The organism is Desulforamulus ruminis DSM 2154 (assembly GCF_000215085.1).
Lineage (GTDB): Bacteria > Bacillota > Desulfotomaculia > Desulfotomaculales > Desulfotomaculaceae > Desulfotomaculum > Desulfotomaculum ruminis.
The window spans coordinates 2,081,955-2,098,975 of record NC_015589.1 but is presented as its reverse complement, the minus strand read 5'-3'; the positions used below and the strand labels follow the sequence as shown (position 1 = coordinate 2,098,975).

The 17,021-nt window shown below is 48.8% G+C and carries 21 protein-coding genes; all 21 read left to right on the top strand.

The annotated features are described in order from the left end of the window. Positions 1–4: 4 nt before the first annotated feature. Positions 5–2,548 carry a choline trimethylamine-lyase gene (cutC, locus tag DESRU_RS10570; protein WP_013842102.1) on the top strand — a complete coding sequence of 848 codons (2,544 nt, stop codon included), beginning with the start codon at positions 5–7 and terminating at the stop codon, positions 2,546–2,548. Between the two features lie 81 nt (positions 2,549–2,629). Further along, positions 2,630–3,640, top strand: coding sequence for a DMT family transporter (locus DESRU_RS10565; RefSeq protein WP_013842101.1), 1,011 nt, complete (start codon positions 2,630–2,632; stop codon positions 3,638–3,640). Positions 3,641–3,643: 3 nt separating this feature from the next. Next, positions 3,644–3,931, top strand: a complete 288-nt coding sequence (locus DESRU_RS10560; RefSeq protein WP_013842100.1) for a helix-turn-helix domain-containing protein — start codon at positions 3,644–3,646, stop codon at positions 3,929–3,931. Positions 3,932–4,062: 131 nt separating this feature from the next. Next, positions 4,063–5,046, top strand: coding sequence for a choline TMA-lyase-activating enzyme (cutD, locus tag DESRU_RS10555; RefSeq protein ID WP_041275377.1), 984 nt, complete (start codon positions 4,063–4,065; stop codon positions 5,044–5,046). Positions 5,047–5,072: 26 nt separating this feature from the next. After that, the gene (gene eutS / locus DESRU_RS10550) at positions 5,073–5,426 is read left to right on the top strand and encodes an ethanolamine utilization microcompartment protein EutS (protein ID WP_013842098.1); all 354 of its coding nucleotides are present in this window, start codon (positions 5,073–5,075) and stop codon (positions 5,424–5,426) included. Then, entirely contained in the window at positions 5,423–5,878 is a 456-nt protein-coding gene (locus DESRU_RS10545) for a EutP/PduV family microcompartment system protein (RefSeq protein WP_013842097.1), read from the top strand. Before eutS ends, DESRU_RS10545 begins: the two co-directional genes overlap by 4 nt. Before the next feature lie 96 nt (positions 5,879–5,974). Further along, positions 5,975–6,637 (top strand): hypothetical protein, encoded by a 663-nt coding sequence (locus DESRU_RS10540; protein WP_013842096.1) that lies wholly within the window; start codon positions 5,975–5,977, stop codon positions 6,635–6,637. Beyond that, positions 6,634–7,476 (top strand): ethanolamine utilization protein EutJ, encoded by an 843-nt coding sequence (eutJ, locus tag DESRU_RS10535; RefSeq protein WP_013842095.1) that lies wholly within the window; start codon positions 6,634–6,636, stop codon positions 7,474–7,476. The genes DESRU_RS10540 and eutJ overlap by 4 nt, the downstream gene beginning before the upstream one ends. Before the next feature lie 20 nt (positions 7,477–7,496). Further along, a complete protein-coding gene (locus DESRU_RS10530) occupies positions 7,497–7,808 on the top strand; it encodes a BMC domain-containing protein (RefSeq protein WP_041275376.1) in 312 nt (103 codons plus the stop codon). Continuing rightward, positions 7,805–8,065, top strand: a complete 261-nt coding sequence (locus DESRU_RS10525; protein WP_013842093.1) for a EutN/CcmL family microcompartment protein — start codon at positions 7,805–7,807, stop codon at positions 8,063–8,065. The genes DESRU_RS10530 and DESRU_RS10525 overlap by 4 nt, the downstream gene beginning before the upstream one ends. 21 nt (positions 8,066–8,086) lie before the next feature. Then, entirely contained in the window at positions 8,087–9,421 is a 1,335-nt protein-coding gene (locus DESRU_RS10520; RefSeq protein ID WP_013842092.1) for a 4Fe-4S dicluster domain-containing protein, read from the top strand. Next, positions 9,414–9,962, top strand: a complete 549-nt coding sequence (locus tag DESRU_RS10515; RefSeq protein ID WP_013842091.1) for a BMC domain-containing protein — start codon at positions 9,414–9,416, stop codon at positions 9,960–9,962. The genes DESRU_RS10520 and DESRU_RS10515 overlap by 8 nt, the downstream gene beginning before the upstream one ends. Positions 9,963–10,005: 43 nt before the next feature. Continuing rightward, a complete protein-coding gene (locus DESRU_RS10510) occupies positions 10,006–10,680 on the top strand; it encodes a cupin domain-containing protein (RefSeq protein ID WP_013842090.1) in 675 nt (224 codons plus the stop codon). An 11-nt stretch (positions 10,681–10,691) separates the two neighbouring features. Beyond that, entirely contained in the window at positions 10,692–11,300 is a 609-nt protein-coding gene (locus DESRU_RS10505; protein ID WP_013842089.1) for a BMC domain-containing protein, read from the top strand. 70 nt (positions 11,301–11,370) lie between these two features. After that, positions 11,371–12,846 (top strand): acetaldehyde dehydrogenase (acetylating), encoded by a 1,476-nt coding sequence (locus tag DESRU_RS10500; protein ID WP_013842088.1) that lies wholly within the window; start codon positions 11,371–11,373, stop codon positions 12,844–12,846. A 2-nt stretch (positions 12,847–12,848) separates the two neighbouring features. Further along, entirely contained in the window at positions 12,849–13,493 is a 645-nt protein-coding gene (locus DESRU_RS10495) for a phosphate propanoyltransferase (RefSeq protein ID WP_013842087.1), read from the top strand. A 21-nt stretch (positions 13,494–13,514) separates the two neighbouring features. Further along, on the top strand, positions 13,515–13,805 hold the full coding sequence (gene eutM, locus DESRU_RS10490; RefSeq protein WP_013842086.1) for an ethanolamine utilization microcompartment protein EutM: 291 nt from the start codon (positions 13,515–13,517) through the stop codon (positions 13,803–13,805). A 320-nt stretch (positions 13,806–14,125) separates the two neighbouring features. Beyond that, positions 14,126–14,887 carry a MerR family transcriptional regulator gene (locus DESRU_RS10485; protein ID WP_013842085.1) on the top strand — a complete coding sequence of 254 codons (762 nt, stop codon included), beginning with the start codon at positions 14,126–14,128 and terminating at the stop codon, positions 14,885–14,887. 58 nt (positions 14,888–14,945) lie between these two features. Further along, entirely contained in the window at positions 14,946–15,677 is a 732-nt protein-coding gene (locus DESRU_RS10480) for an ABC transporter ATP-binding protein (RefSeq protein ID WP_013842084.1), read from the top strand. Beyond that, positions 15,664–16,407 carry an ABC transporter permease gene (locus tag DESRU_RS10475; RefSeq protein ID WP_013842083.1) on the top strand — a complete coding sequence of 248 codons (744 nt, stop codon included), beginning with the start codon at positions 15,664–15,666 and terminating at the stop codon, positions 16,405–16,407. The genes DESRU_RS10480 and DESRU_RS10475 overlap by 14 nt, the downstream gene beginning before the upstream one ends. A gap of 313 nt (positions 16,408–16,720) precedes the next feature. Beyond that, a complete protein-coding gene (locus tag DESRU_RS10470) occupies positions 16,721–17,020 on the top strand; it encodes a hypothetical protein (protein ID WP_041275375.1) in 300 nt (99 codons plus the stop codon). Position 17,021 lies beyond the last annotated feature (1 nt).

Below are 17,021 nucleotides of genomic sequence, written 5' to 3'. Positions count from 1 at the left end.
AAAGTTGGATCTTAAAGAGTTTTCAAATAAATTTGCGGATGCCACCAAAGATTTGTCCCCGGAAGAAACAGCGGCCATTATGAAGCTGTTTGAGGGTATCTCCAAGGAGCTTTCCGCCCAGGAGCCGGCAATGTCCAACAAGGCAAAATCACCGGCCTTTGAAGGGGAAATTACCGGACTGACACCCCGCCTGGAGCGGCTGCGGGCCGCTTATTTAAAGGTGAAGCCCAGTGTCAGTACCTACCGTGCCCGGGCCTTCACCCAGGTAGCCAAAGAAAATGCGGGGCTGCCCAAGATTCTGCTGCGGGCCAAGTGCTTTAGAAAAGCCTGCGAAACAGCGCCCCTATTGATTCAAAAGGATGAACTGATTGTTGGACATCCCTGCGGCAAACCCAGGGCCGGCGCGGTATCCCCGGATATTGCCTGGAGATGGATCCGGGATGAACTGGATACCATGTCCACCAGGCCCCAGGATCCTTTTGAAATCAGCGAAGAGGACAAGCGGATTTTACGGGAGGAAGTTTTCCCTTACTGGGAAGGCAAGAGTCTGGACGAAATTTGTCAGCAGCAATATGAAGAAGCCGGCGTATGGTCCTTTTCCGGCGAATCCTTTGTCAGTGATCTTTCTTACCATCAGGTTAACGGCGGCGGAGACACCTGCCCGGGTTATGATGTCATTTTGATTAAAAAAGGCATTGCCGGCGTAAGACAGGAAGCCGTGGACCGGTTGAGCCAATTGTCCATGGAAAATCCCGAGGACATTGATAAGATCTATTTCTATAAAGCGGAAATCGAGACTTGCGACGGCATCCTGGCTTATGCCCGGCGGCTTTCGGATTATGCCGGGGAACTGGCCGGCCGGGAGCAGGACGCTGTCCGTCAGAAAGAGCTTTACAAGATTTCCGATATTTTGACCCATGTACCGGCCCATCCGCCCCGGACCTTTCATGAAGCGCTCCAGTCCATCTGGACCCTGGAATCCCTGTTCGTGGTGGAAGAAAACCAGACCGGCATTTCCGTGGGTCGCTTAGACCAATACATTTATCCCATGTTCCAGGCCGACCTGGAAGCCGGCCGTATGAACAAGCGGGAAGCCTTTGAACTATTAAGTTGCTTCATCATCAAATGCTCGGAAGTCATGTGGCTGTCCAGTGAACTGGGAGCAAAATATTTCGCCGGCTATCAGCCCTTTATCAACTGCACCATCGGCGGACAAAAGAGAACCGGCGGCGACGCCACCAACGATTTAACCTATCTGATTATGGACGCCGTTCGTTTTACCAAGATGTATCAGCCGTCCCTGGCTTGCCGTATTCACAACAAATCGCCGCAAAAATATTTGAAAAAAATTGTGGATGTGGTGAAAGCCGGTTTGGGCTTCCCGGCCTGCCACTTTGACGATACCCATATCAAAATGATGCTGGCCAAGGGATTCTCCATTGAAGATGCGCGGGATTATTGCCTCATGGGCTGCGTTGAACCGCAAAAGTCCGGCAGAATTTATCAGTGGACTTCCACCGGCTACACCCAATGGCCCATTGCCATCGAGTTTGTTCTGAACCGGGGCATTATGAAATGGCGCGGCACCATGGAAGGAATTGATACGGGGGATCTTGACCATATTAAGACCTATGAAGAATTTGACGCTGCCTGCAAAAAACAACTTGAACATATCATCCGCCTGTCGGCCATCGGCACCATTGTCAGCCAGCGGGTGCACCGGGATATTGCTCCCAAACCCCTGATGTCCCTGCTGGTAGAGGGCTGCATGGAAAAAGGCGCCGATGTTACCCACGGCGGCGCGATGATCAATTACGGTCCCGGACTGATCTTCTCCGGCCTGGGCACCTATGCGGATTCCATGGCAGCCATTAAAAAACTGGTTTTTGAAGAGAAGAAATATACGCTGAAACAAATCCGGGACGCCCTGGCTGCTAATTTTGAGGGCTGCGAAGCCATCCGGACCGACTGCCTGAACGCACCGAAATATGGCAATGACAATGATTATGTGGATGAAATTGCCTCGGATATCGTCACCTGGACGGAACGGGTTCACAACAGCTTTAAAATGCTGTACTCGCACTTTACCCATGGAACCCTTTCCATTTCCAACAACACGCCCATTGGAGAGATTACCGGCGCTATGCCCAACGGACGTCTGGCCTGGGCGCCTCTGTCCGACGGCATCAGCCCCACCCAGGGGGCCGATAAACTGGGACCCACAGCCATCATTAAATCGGTCAGCAAGCTGAATAATGAGGCCATGAATATCGGCATGGTGCACAACTTCAAGCTGCTGCGCGGTATTCTGGAAACCCCCGAAGGGGAAAACGGCCTGATTACCCTGCTTAGAACCGCCTCCATTCTTGGCAACGGTCAGATGCAGTTCAGCTATGTGGACAATGAAGTTTTAAAGAAAGCCCAAATTGAACCGGACAAATATCGGGACCTGATCATTCGTGTGGCCGGGTACAGCGCTTACTTCGTAGAGCTGTGCAAGGAAGTACAGGATGAAATTATCAGCCGAACCGTTTTGGAGCATTTTTAAACCGACTTTAAGTTATGGGAATATCTGAAGCATGCCGGCACTTCAGATATTCCACAAATAAGGGGGGAAGACATCGTTTATATGAACAGCGCGGGAAATCAAACAGCCATGATGATGAAGGAAAAATTGAATGCCGATTTTGCCAGAAAAGGCGTATTTACAGGTCTTTTCAGCGGCTGCGCCTGGGGTTTGAACAGTGTGCTCCTGGGTCTGGCTTTAGGTCTTGTGCCTGTTATGGGTGATAAAGCGGCCCTGCTTACCATCCCACTGGCCGCCGCCTGTATGAATGACAGCTTAGCAGGCCTGTGGCTGCTCCTTTATAACGGAGGGGCCGGACGCTTTCAGGAAATCCTTCGCAGTCTTAAAACCTTTCCCGGCCTCATGGTTTGTGTAGCCGCTTTGCTGGGCGGACCCATTGCCAATGGCGGCTACCTTTTGGGAATTTCCCTGGCAGGACCCGCTTATGCGCTAACCATTACTGCACTCTATCCCATTGTTGGTGCGATTCTTTCCCGCGTTTTCCTTAAACAAAAAATTGTCCCCCGGGTGATGGTCGGTATGTTTCTCTCGGTGATCGGCGCCATTGTGATATCTTATGTGCCGCCCGAAGGCGGCAACAGCTCGGCCTTTTATCTCGGAATTTTGTTTGCGTCCTTAGCGGCCTTTGGCTGGGGCGCGGAGGCGGTTTTAGCCGTATTCGGCATGTCCATGATTGATCCGAAGATTGCCATTAATATCCGTGAACTGACTTCCGGTCTTTTTATGGCGATCTTCATTCTTCCCATGGTCGGCGGCTGGGTCGTGATTTCCAAAGTCCTTACCATGCCCGGAGTCTTTGGCGCCTTTGCCATTGCCGGCCTGACCGCCGCAGTGTCTTACCTGGCCTGGTATAAGGCCAACACCACCATTGGCGTGGCCAAAGGAATGGCTCTCAACGGAACCTATGTCATGTGGGGCGTGATCTTTTCGGTTATCTTACTGAGCCAGCCCCTGACACAGAATCTGGTCATTGGCAGCGGCCTGGTGCTGATTGGCGCTACCCTGGTAGCCATTAACCCCAAGGAATTTTTCAATAAAGGCGGGAGGGTATAAATTATGAAGGATCTATTACCTTTGCGCTTTAGAATTCTTCATTATCTTTCCACCGTTGAAAAGGCCTGCGTTGATGAGATTATGAAGGCCTTGAAACCGGAATACGGCACGGAAAAACAGTTTAAAAAACAAGTCTTTATGAATCATCTCCTGGATATGAAAGCCAACTTTATCCTTGACGATAACGATGTGGCCCTGGACGAAAAGGGAGAACTGGTAATTTACTACTCCATCAATCCTGAAGGGAGAAAACTTCTCAAAAAATATCTTCCTAAGCGATGGACAAAATAAACTTTTCAACAGGCAGGTTTTAGCAGATCGGAAAGTTTAAAATGTTGTCCGATCCGCCTAAGGACAAACTGTCTTACGACTGCGTCAGGTACTTGGCGCAAGCCAAGTTTACTAAAAGGGATGGGGACATGATGAGTACAAAGACAGGCTGCATCTTGGAAAGAAAAGCGAGAATCTTCAATGTCCAGAAATATTCCATTTATGATGGGCCGGGCGTTAGAACGTTAATTTTCTTCAAAGGGTGTCCCCTGAGATGCAAATGGTGTTCAAATCCCGAAGGACTTGAAAGAAAATATCAGGTCATGTACAAAGAGGAGCTTTGCATTCACTGCGGTAACTGCATTCCGGTTTGTCCCGTGCACATCCATGATTTCTCGGATGAAGAATCTGGGCAGCAGCAAACCGGAAGGGAAGGGCCCAGGCATCAAGTAAACAGAAGCATTGATTGTGTGGGCTGCCGGAAATGTGAAAATGCTTGTCCCAAACAAGCACTGTCCATTGTAGGCTCGGACAAGACCATTTCCGATATTCTGGAAATCATCCAACAGGATGCGCTTTTCTACCTGAATTCCGGTGGAGGGGTCACTCTGGGGGGAGGGGAAGTCACAGCCCAGCCGGAATTTGCCGCCAATCTGCTGATGGAATGCCAACGGCTGGGAATCCATACCGCCATTGAAACCAGCGGCTATGCCAAGCTGGACTCCCTGCTCACCATGGCCCGGTTTACGGATTTGTTTCTGTATGATCTGAAGCACATTGATTCGGACCGGCATTATGAACTTACCGGGGTGCGCAATGAACGCATTCTGGATAATTTAACGGAACTCATCCGCCGCGGTTTTACGGTGAAAATCAGGATGCCCCTGCTGCGGGGATTGAATGATGATGAAGAAACCCTTGGCCGAACCATGGAATTCCTGCAGTCCTTTAAAAGCTGCAAAAACTTTCTGGGCATTGACTTGCTTCCTTATCATAAATTGGGCATCAACAAATACAAGCAATTGGGCCTGAAATACGCCATCACCGAAGATTTGAGCTTCAGAGAAGCAGAACTGGATCAAATAGAAGCTTTTATAAAAAGGGATGACTTACCGGTGGAAGTCATCCGGCACTAAAGAAACCACTGGAACGGAGGGATTTTATGAGTGCAGCCGATGAATTCGACAAAAAACGGATTATCCAGGAATCGGTACCGGGCAAGCAGGTTACGCTGGCTCACATCATCGCTTCACCAATACCGGACCTTTATGACCGTTTGGGCATTGAGGAAAAAGGGGCCATTGGAATTTCCACCCTTACTCCCTGCGAGACAGCCATTATCGCAGCGGACATTGCCACCAAGGCCTCGGACGTAGAGATCGGGTTTCTGGATCGCTTTACAGGATCACTGGTAATCTCCGGTGATGTGGCCAGCGTGGAAGCCGCCATGATTGCCATTAACGACACCCTGGAAAAGCTGCTGGAATTTACACCGGCCAAGATTACGCGCACATGAAAAAGCGAATCATGGTAGTGGGACCCGGCCAATCGGGCAAATCCACTCTGATCGATGTATTGAATGATTGCGCCGGACCCTTAAGAAGGACCCAGGATGTGATTTATGGCCAGAGGACCATTGACACACCCAGTTCCTATATAGAAAACCCTTTCATGTATAAATATCTGATTGCAATAGCCCAAACGGCATCCCATGTGCTTTTGCTTGTGGATCAATCAAGACCCGTTGAAGTCTATCCGCCCGGTTTTGCCAAATCCTTTAACCGCCCTGTCATCGGGGTGATTAACAAGATCGATTTGGCGCCGGAAAATGCCCGGCTTTGTATGCAGCAGTTGAAAAGAGCCGGAGTTTCAGAACCTTACTTTCGGATCTCTTTAAAAGACCAGGAGGGTGTAAAAGCCCTGAAAGATTATTTATTTGGAAAACAAGAAACATCTGAAAAGAGTTGAGTTTCTTCATTATATATATTCGCTGTGTTTTTCGCTTTCAGCAATCAATCGAAGGAAATTGGGTAACAGGGAAGTTAAGGAAGGGTAGGTGAGGCAATGAGATTCATCACCGAAATGGAATTACGGGATTTGTATAAAACAGAACCCTTTGCCACTTACGTTCTGGAACCGGATACAAAGATTACGCCCGGAGCCCGCCAATTTCTTGTGGACCGGCGGGTCACCCTGGTACAAGCCCGGTGCAGTGACAGCGAGAAAGCACCTCCCCATCAACCGCATCCGGCTCAGGAAAAGGAAAACTGGTGCCTCCTGAGATTGCGTGGAAAAATGGACTGCATACAATCTTTATTTCTCCTTGGGGCGGCAGAAATTTTACAGGCCGGAAACGCTGTCTTGTCCGAAGAAGTCATGGCCCTGGACCGGTGCTTCCGGAACCTGCGCAAGGCCGAACAGGAACAAATGGCGCCGGACAGCATCCAATGCTGGGGCTGGTCGGAAGCAGAGATTAAAAAGCAATTGGAGAATGCGGAAAAATCCATGGACATCAGTGAGATGCCCCTGGGGCTGGAAAATAACAAAGAGTTTGCTCTGTTAAATCATTTGCGCGCTTCCCTCCAGGAAGTGGAACCCGGCCTTCTGGAAAACTATTGGGATGAGGAGAAGCAGGTCTGCTCACGGCAGGATCTGATTGATCGGGTCCGTCTGATCATAAACCTACTCTGCATGATGATGCGGAAGTGTATAGGAGGGAAGAAATGAAAACCCTGAATTCGGCTTTTCTATACTGTGATCAACTGGTTGGTGATTTTGAACAAGTCATCCAAAAACCCGTATTGAATCAATCCTCCGTTTATTATACCGGCATTGACCTGGGAACCGCCTATATTGTACTGGCTGTCCTTGATGAGCATTACCGGCCGGTGGCCGGCGCCTATCGTTTTGCCAGCGTGGTGAAAGACGGCATGGTGGTGGATTATATCGGCGCCATTCGCATTGTCAAAGAACTAAAGCAAGAACTTGAAGAGAAGCTGGGCACAGAGCTGATCTATGCCGCAGCGGCCCTTCCCCCGGGAACCTTTACCCTGGATTCGGGAGCCATTAAACATGTGGTACAGGGGGCGGGCTTCGAAATTACCGGTCTGTTGGATGAACCCACGGCGGCCAATGCCGTGTTAAAGATTAAAGACGGCGCCATTGTGGATATTGGCGGCGGTACCACCGGGATTGCCATCCTGAAAGACGGCGAAGTCATTTATGTGGCCGATGAACCCACCGGCGGCACGCACTTTTCTCTGGTCATTGCCGGTGCTTACAAAATGAGTTTTGACCAGGCGGATCAATATAAGCGGGATTTTAAGAACCATCGGGAGTTGGTTCCCGTATTACGACCGGTGATTGAAAAGGTTTCGTCCATTATCAATCGCCATATCGGCCAATACTCGGTAAAAGAAATCTATCTGGTGGGTGGAACCTGTTGTTTGGACGGAATCGAAGAGATGATCGCCAAACAAACCAGCCTTCCCACTTATAAACCGCAAAACCCCATGTTTGTAACCCCTTTGGGGATTGCGCTGAACTGCACCCAGGAAATCCTTTGAGATTGGAGTGACTTTTACCCATGGAGTATCGCATGATCAAATCCCCTTCCCAGGGGACCTTGGATATTCTTTTTCGGCGAAAGGGCTCTGCCGCAACCACCTCCATCGGGAATTATGACGCGGTGGGTTTGGTCCAGGGACGGTTAATTGACATGGTTTTTGCGGCGGATATCGCAGAAAAGGCGGCCGGAGTGGTTGTGGAAGACATTAAAGGCCATTGCCCCCAGAATCTGATTATGATCGCCATCTTTGGCGATACCGCGTCGGTGGAAGCGGCCATGCAAGAAATACAGGATAAGTTAAAAGCAGTTAAAAAGGGGGAAGGCTCATGATCGCCGCCAAAGTGATTGATAATATCTGGGCCACCAGAAAAGCCGAGTCACTGATAGGGCTGAAATTCATGCTGGTGGAAGTCCTCGGCGGCATTGACGCCGGCCGCCTTATGATTGCCGCCGATACCATCGGCGCCGGCATTGGTGAACGGGTGGTTGTCTGTACCGGCAGCTCGGCCCGTAAAATGATGAACCAGGACGATGTGCCCATTGATGCCGCCATTGTGGGAATCATTGATGAAGACTGTACCTTTTAAGAAATCCGGAGGTGGGAAATTTTGGATCTGCTGAACATGATCAAAGAGGCAGGGATTATCGGGGCGGGAGGCGCTGGATTTCCAACCCACGCCAAGCTAACTTCCAAAGCCGAGTATATATTGTTAAACGGAGCTGAATGCGAGCCCCTGCTGAGAGTGGATCAGCAATTAATGGAGCTGTTTCCGGATGAAATCATCCGGGGGCTGGAAGCGGCGGGAAGAACCATTGAAGCCCGCAAAGCCATCATTGGGATCAAAGGGAAACACAAAGAAGTGATTGTCCTGCTGCGGGAAAGAATTACGGCTTTAGGGCTGGCAGATTATATGGAAGTCATGGAACTCCGGGATATCTATCCCGCCGGTGACGAACAGGTTCTGGTCCATGAACTGACCCAAAGAATTGTTCCGGAGGCATCCATCCCCTTGAAAGTGGGCTGTGTGGTGATCAATGCGGAAACGGCATTGAATATCGCCCGGGCCATGGCCGGGAAGCCGGTCACCGAGACCTATATCACCCTTGCCGGAGATATTCCCCGCCGCCTGACGGTTAAAGTACCGGTAGGCGTAGCCATCCGGGATGTCATCGAACAATGCGGAGTAGAGAATGTAGATGATTATGCCGTGATCGACGGCGGCCCCATGATGGGCTCGCTCATGAACAATCTGGACGGGCATGTCACCAAAAAAAGCAAGGGCTACCTGTTGTTGAAAAAAGATCACTTTCTCATTCGCAAGAAATCCGTCAGCATCCACCGGGCCAGAGTCATCGGCAGAACCGCCTGTGAGCAATGCCGCATGTGCACCGACCTGTGTCCCCGTTATCTCCTGGGGCACAATATGCAGCCCCATAAGGTGATGCGTGCTTTAAGCTATAATTTGGACCTGGAGGGAATACAGTTCGCCCAATTATGCTGTGAATGCAATGCCTGTGAATTATTCGCCTGTCCGGCGAACCTCCATCCTAAATCGGTCAATATTCTTTATAAGCAAAAGTTAGCGGAACAAGGGCTGCGCTATCAGCCCACACAGATGGAGTTCCAGCCGCGGACAGCCAGAGAATATCGCCTGATTCCCAGCAAACGCCTGATCGCCAAAATCGGCTTAACGGATTTCGATCAGCCGGCGCCCATGACCGAGGTTGAATTCCGGCCGCAAATCCTTCGTATTGCTTTGCGGCAGCACATCGGGGCCCCGGCAGTACCGGTTGTGGCTCCGGGCGAACAGGTAAAAGCCGGACAACTGATTGGAAAAATTCCGGACAACAGTCTCGGCGCGGCGGTTCACGCCAGCTGCGATGGGACGGTTATCGAAAACACGGATCATTCTATTGTGATAAAGGTGGGTTCATATGTATAACGCGATTGGTATGATTGAACTTACGAGTATTGCCAAAGGAATTTATGCCACAGACTTGATGCTGAAAACCGCCTACGTGGAAGTGGTCAGCGCAACGCCTGTCTGTCCGGGAAAATATATCGCCATCGTCCAGGGAGACGTTGCCGCCGTGGAAAGCTCCATCAACGTGGGCGTAGCAACAGCGGGAGAATACCTGGTAGACAGTTTTATCCTTCCCAATGTCCACCCGGCGGTTTTCCCGGCCATTACGGCCACCACCATGCCCGATGGAACCGGAGCCCTGGGGATCATGGAATCCTTTTCCCTGGCCTCCATGATTATTGCAGCCGATGCGGCCCTCAAAGCAGCGGACGTACAAGCTCTGGAACTGCGTCTGGGCAGTGGGGTGGGGGGCAAAGCCTACTTCACCTTTACCGGGGATGTTGCCGCCGTGGAAGCAGGGATTGAAGCCGGGAAAGCCCTGGTGGCGGAAAAAGGACTGCTGGTTGATCTGGAGGTCATTGCCTCTCCGGCCAGCAAATTGTGGACAACCTTGTTCTAATCTTACCTTCACATAGAACACTCTAGCCAAAGGAGGTGCTATTTTGAAAAAACTTGTTTGTGCAGAGGAGGTAAAAGCAGCGGCAGAAAAAGGTCAAAAAACATTCTGCGTAGACTGCCATACCTTGATTACACCGTCAGCCAGGGATTTAGCCAGAGAACTGGGTGTGGAATTTGCAGCAGGTTCATCTGCTGCAGGAACTTCCGCCGGTAAAGATTGCGGCCTGCCGAAGAGAGGCCAAAAGGACATTGACCCGGAGATGATCTATCAGGTTGTCAAAGCGGTATTGGCCAGCAAACTCCTGGCCGGTGCTGCCGCCCCGTCATCCGGAAAGCCCTTCCGTGCAGATTATGATCCCAAAAGCGGATTGAAAATTGTGCGCGGCAGGACTGCGAACTATGAACCCTTTGACACGGGTGATTCCAGCACCCAGGTGGCTTATTGCGAAGTGGTGGGCAAAGAGGATTCCCGCATGAGCGCAGGCTTTTTGACCATTGAAAAATCCAGCTTTGAGTGGGAACTGTGCTATGAGGAGATTGATATTGTTCTCGAGGGAAGCCTGTCTATCACCATCAATGGTGAGACCTATCAAGCTCACCAGGGAGATGTCCTCTTTGTACCCAAGGGTTCCAAAGTAACCTGGAGTTCCCCTGAGTATGTCAAACTTTTTTACGTAACTTATCCGGCAAACTGGGCTGATCTTATGGCACAACAATAGGAGGGTAAGCGATGCAGGCTCTTGGCTTAATTGAAACACGAGGACTCCTTCCGGCCATTGAATGTGCCGACGTCATGGTCAAAACGGCCCAGGTGGAGCTGGTGGAGAGAACCCTGGTGGGCGGCGGCTTGGTAACCATTATCGTAACCGGTGACGTGGGAGCGGTTAAAGCCGCGGTGGAAGCCGGCGTGGCAGCGGTTGAAAAGATTGATCCTTCCTCCCTGGTTTCTCAACACGTCATTCCCAGACCGCATCCAGATATGGAAAGCCTGGTAACTGTAAGCGCAAATCCCGTCGGCCCTCCGCCAAGTTCCGTGGCGCCGGAGCAGGATAGGACAGCGGCATCGAGAGAACCGGAAGCAGCCATTACAACAGAAAATGCTCCCTCTGAGCCAATGACGCTGAAGCACTACCATAAAGAGGAGGTTGATGCTTTCGTACAGACCTATGGACTTGAAAAAAGTGTTAACGCCTTAAAATTACTCCCTGTAGTAAAACTTCGCCAATTGGCAAGAGAATACAAAAAACTTAACCTGGCAGGCAGAGCCATATCCAAGGCCAATAAAGACTTACTGATTGAAAAACTGACGGAGTATTACCGGAGGGAAACGAACAAGTAACCTTTATACAAGACGCTAAATACTGAATGCCTCTAAACAGGTAGAAGACGTTGTAGAGAGGAAGAGTCAATTGCAAAACTTTGATTATGATTTACAATCCCTGCAGGAAACCAGAAATCTTGCCCGTCAGGCCAAACTGGCACAAACTGAACTGGCCAAATTTAATTCCGAGCAGATTGATAAAATCATCTGCAATATGGTGAAAGCCGCGGAGGAAAATGCGGTTTCCCTGGCCAAACTGGCGGTGGAAGAAACGGGATTTGGTAAAGTGGAAGATAAAACTTTCAAAAATCAGTTTGCTTCCACAGAACTGTACAAATTTATCAAACCTATGCAAACCATTGGCGTCATCAAAGACGATCCGGTCAATAAAATCGTAGAGATTGCCGAGCCGGTAGGATTGCTCATGGGGATTATTCCCTCAACCAATCCCACCTCTACGGTGATCTACAAATCCATTATTGCCATGAAAACCCGGAACGGGATTGTGTTCTCACCGCATCCTTCGGCGCTGAAATGCACCCTGCAGGCCGCCAGACTGATGAATGACGCCGCAGTGGCTGCCGGCGCTCCGGCCAATATTATCGGATGCATTTCCAAGCCCACCAAGGTTGCCACGGATGAATTGATGAAATGCGATGAAGTGGCCATGATTATTGCCACCGGCGGCTCCGCCATGGTAAAGGCCGCCTACAGCGCCGGGAAACCGGCTCTGGGCGTAGGACCGGGCAACGTTCCGTCCTATATCGAGAGAACCGCTAATGTGGCCAAGGCAGTCAAGAATATTATCACCAGCAAAACCTTTGACTATGGAACCATCTGCGCCTCCGAGCAGGCGGTGATTGTTGAAGAATGCATGCGGGATCAGGTGATGGAAGAGTTCAAACGCCAGGGCGGATACTTCATGACCCCCGAGGAAACCAACCGGGTTGCTAAAAAATTGTTTGTCCGCGGCCACGCCATGAACGCCAAATTGGTTGGCAGATCCCCGGCCGTCATTGCAGAAAGCGCCGGTATAACCATTCCGCCGGGAACTAAAGTTCTGCTGGGTGAACAACAGGGTGTGGGCGAAGGATATCCCCTTTCTTACGAAAAGTTGACCACCGTATTGGCCTTTTATACCGTAAAGAATTGGGAAGAAGCGTGTGATTTGTGTATTAAACTTCTAAATAACGGCGGCGTAGGCCACAGCCTTTCCATTCATACGGAAAATCCTGAAATGGCCATGAAATTCGCTGAAAAACCGGTGTTCAGGATCTTGGTCAACACTCCCTCCACCCATGGCGGCGTGGGCGTAAGCACCGGACTTGCCCCGGCCTTTACACTGGGATGCGGTACCTGGGGGGGAAGCGCAACCTCCGATAATGTAACCCCCATGCATCTGATCAATAAAAAGCGTGTAGCCTATGGTATTAAAGAGTGCGCCGAAAATGCAGCAACCACCTCCTATTCAGCTTGCTCCGCAGAGAGCGGCATCAGTGAAGATCAGCTTATGAATGTTGTCAATGAAGTTATTTCGCTACTGAAAAAAAGAGGTGATCACTAAAAGTGGGAAAGTATGACGCTTTAGCAGCACTTCTGCTGGAAGCAATCAAAGAAGGGGGGTATTTGGAAAAAGAGGTCGATTACTCCATACCCGTAGGGATATCGAACCGCCATATCCATCTTTCCCAGGCAGATTTGGAAACCTTGTTTGGCGCCGGATACCAACTAACAAAAGTCAAGGAACTTTCTCAGCCCATGCAGTACGCTTGTAAGGAAACCCTGACCATTGCCGGGCCGAAAGGAGCCATTGAAAAGGTTCGCATCCTCGGGCCGGTGCGCAGCGAATCCCAGGTGGAAATACTCCAGGGAGACTGCTTTAAACTGGGCGTAACCGCCCCGGTGAGGTTGTCCGGAGACCTGCAGGGAACGCCGGGAGTTACCCTCATTGGTCCCAAAGGAAGCGTGATTCTTGCTAAAGGCCTTTTGATCGCCCAGCGTCATATTCACATGACCCTGGAAGATGCAAAACATTTTGGCGTAACCGATGGGGAACAGGTGACCATTAAGATAGACGGACTTCGGGGAGGAACCTACTCGAATGTCGTTATCAGAGCCAACAACACCTCGGCTCTTGAATTTCATATCGACACGGAAGAAGCGAATGCCATGCATCTCGCCTCAACCTCAAGGATAACCATTGCAAAATAAAAATTTTAGGAGGAAACAAAAATGAGTAAATCGGAAGCTTTAGGATTAATTGAAACCAAAGGTTTAGTAGGAGCCATTGAAGCGGCAGACGCCATGGTTAAAGCCGCCAATGTTCATCTGATTGGCCGCGAATTCGTCGGCGGCGGACTGGTAACCGTTATGGTAAGAGGCGATGTTGGCGCCGTAAAAGCAGCAACCGATGCCGGTGCTGCCGCAGCTCAGCGAGTTGGCGAGCTGATCTCCGTTCATGTTATTCCCCGTCCCCATGGCGACGTGGAACTGATGCTTCCCGCAGTTAAGACTCAAGCCTAAGCGACCAGCAAACAGGCCATACCACAAAGGGCCGCCTCATTTTAGTGAGGCGGCCTCAGACTGTTAAAAAAGGTCGGCCATTAGGTAGTCCTGCATAAGACAGTATGAAAACTAAACTGTTTATGGGCACTGCCAAGTAGATGTCTAAAAACAAGCGTATCGTTCAAAATGGGCGACACGCTTGTTTTCATTTTATAGAGTGACACATAGTTTTCACATGCTTGAGCCTTTCGTTTTTATGGGTTACAATTAAAACCCTCCATTATAACACCAGACTTTTATATGGTGATATTATGGTGCAATAGAATGGTGGTGATAAAATGAACACTTACAAGACATCCGAAATTGCACATAGCATTGGAATCCATCCCAATACCGTGCGGCTTTATGAAGAACTTGAACTGATTCCCAAACCGGAGCGTAAAGAAAATGGCTATCGTGTTTTTACAGATTTTCATATGGAGCAGATTAAATTTGCGAGAACTGCTCTAAAGGTTGAAGTCCTGCAAAATGGCCTGAGGAAGCAAGCAATTACTATTATTAAAACTTCCGCGCTTGGGAATTTTGGCAAGGCAATTTGCTTGACGGAATATTATCTGCAACAGATTAGAAATGAGCAAAGAAATGCCGAAGAGGCCATAGCGATTACTGAAAAGCTGTTATCAGGTAACAGCCAGGAAACAGGCACTACATTTTTAACCAGAAAAGAAGCGACCGATTATTTACAAATCTCAATAGACGCTTTAAGAAATTGGGAAATGAACGGATTACTTACTGTAAAGAGAAAACAAAATGGATATCGCGTTTATGGTGACGAAGATATTCGGCGGTTGAAAATCATACGTTCCCTGCGTTGTGCCAATTACTCTCTTTCAGCAATTTTGCGAATGCTGAATACCCTATCTCGAAATCCCGAAGCGGACATTCGGCAGGTAATTGACAATCCAGAGAGAAATGACGATATTATTTCCGTATGCGATAAGCTACTCACATCATTGCATTGCGCTGAACAAAACGCAAAAGTTATGCTTGCTCATCTTGCAAAAATGAAAAAACAATTTCAGGAAAACTCTACACTTTAACACCAGACTTTGTTCTGGTGTTATTCTTTTATGCAAAGAAAAGGAGGGAATTAATCGCATGGAAACAACGATTGAAGTAAAAAACCTATGCAAGTCTTATGATCACATCAAAGCCGTGGAGCATATCAATATCTCCATTTGCCGTGGAGAAGTATTTGGCTTGCTGGGTGCAAATGGCGCGGGTAAAAGTACAACAATTGAATGTATTTTGGGAACAAAAAAGCAAGATCGTGGAACCGTATCCATTTTAGGAATGAATCCGCAGAAAGAGCGAAAAAAGTTGTTTGAGAGAGTTGGTGTTCAATTTCAGGAAGCGAACTATCAGGACAAAATAAAGGTAGCTGAACTTTGTGAGGTCACAGCTTCGCTTTACAAAACTTCTCTGGATTATGGCGCTCTTCTAAAACAATTCGGACTTTCTGACAAGCTGAAAAGCCTGGTCAGTGAGCTTTCGGGAGGTCAGAAGCAGCGACTTTTTATCGTGCTGGCACTAATTCCAAATCCCGAGGTCGTATTTTTGGACGAGCTAACCACCGGTTTGGATGCTAAAGCACGACGGGATGTGTGGAAAAGCCTTTCCGAATTAAAAGCGAAAGGAATTACGATTTTATTAACCTCTCATTTCATGGACGAGGTAGAAGCTCTTTGTAACAAAATCATGATTTTGAAAAAGGGAGAAAGTATTTTTTACGGGACAGTACAAGAAGCAATCGCTACCAGTCCTTATGAAAAATTTGAGGACGCATATCTTTGGTACACAGACGAGGAGGTAGAAAATGAAAGCATTTAGAACCTTACTAAAAACAGAAATCAGGTTATCCCTCCGTGGGATGGACATGTTCATTTTTGCTATCTGTATGCCTATTGTTGTCGTTATTATCTTGGGAGCGGTGTTTGGAAATAAGCCTGCTTTTGACGGTGCGGAATATACCTTTTTGGAACAATCTTTCGGTGCGGTATCAACCATTGCCATTTGTGCCGGAGGTGTGATGGGGCTTTCCTTAGTTGTATCTGATTATCGAAGCAGAAAAATATTAAAGCGGTTCAAAGTCACACCTACCAGTCCTGCTCTTATCTTGGCGGTACAAGTTGTCATTTACGCACTTTATTCAATTATTTCACTTATTCTTGTCTATGCAACAGGGGCGATATTTTTCGGCTATCAGTTATACGGCTCATGGCTTCAATTCTTAGGAGCATACTTACTGGTTATGCTGTCAATGTTCAGCATTGGGCTACTGGTGGGAGGAATTGCGCCAAACATTAAAATAGCAAGTGCCGCTGCCAGCCTGCTGTATTTTCCAATGCTTATTTTTTCGGGAGCTACCCTGCCTTACGAAGTGATGCCCGTTGCACTACAAAAAGTAGCAGATATATTGCCATTGACACAAGGAATAAAACTTCTCAAAGCTGCTTCACTCGGTCTGCCAATAGATAGTGTTTTTATTCCGGTGGTTTTGATGATTGTAATTGCAGTAATATGTACTACTGTTTCTCTCCGCTTTTTTAACTGGGAATAGACTTCCACAATTTATTTGATAGAAACTTCTAGTATATCGGCCGATATCCAAAAACGGCGGCTACTGCGCCCATTTTTATACGACATCGTTCGAGGTTTTTCTCGAATAGGTGTCTTTTTATTTGCTGACCTTTCGGACAAACCCTTGTGCAACTTCGGATCAACTTGGCCCGAAGTGCCATACTGCCCCGGCTGTCGCTCCCCGCCTACTCCATTCGATTTTGCAACGCCAACCCCTAAAAATCGAATGGAGGATTAACCATGATAACCGTAAACCTGAAAGACTTTACTACTGGTGCAAGGAAGATATATTCGTGGAAATCACGGAGGAAATGCTGGAAGCCATGAAAACCGCAGACCGTCAGGAATCCGCATGTAAGCGGCGTACTTACCGTTACAAAGCGCATTATATTCTCGACATGGGCGATGGCATTGATAACGAGTGCCTTACCAAACCGGAAACCCCGGAGGAAATCTACATCGGCGAAGAAACCGAAGCTATCATTTTAACCGCCATTGGTGAGTTGACCGAGGTACAGCCAGATTGCGAGAATGGAGGGACTGACAGACGGAAGTATCAGCAGTTCGGTGAAGTCTGCGCTGAAGCAGTTTAAA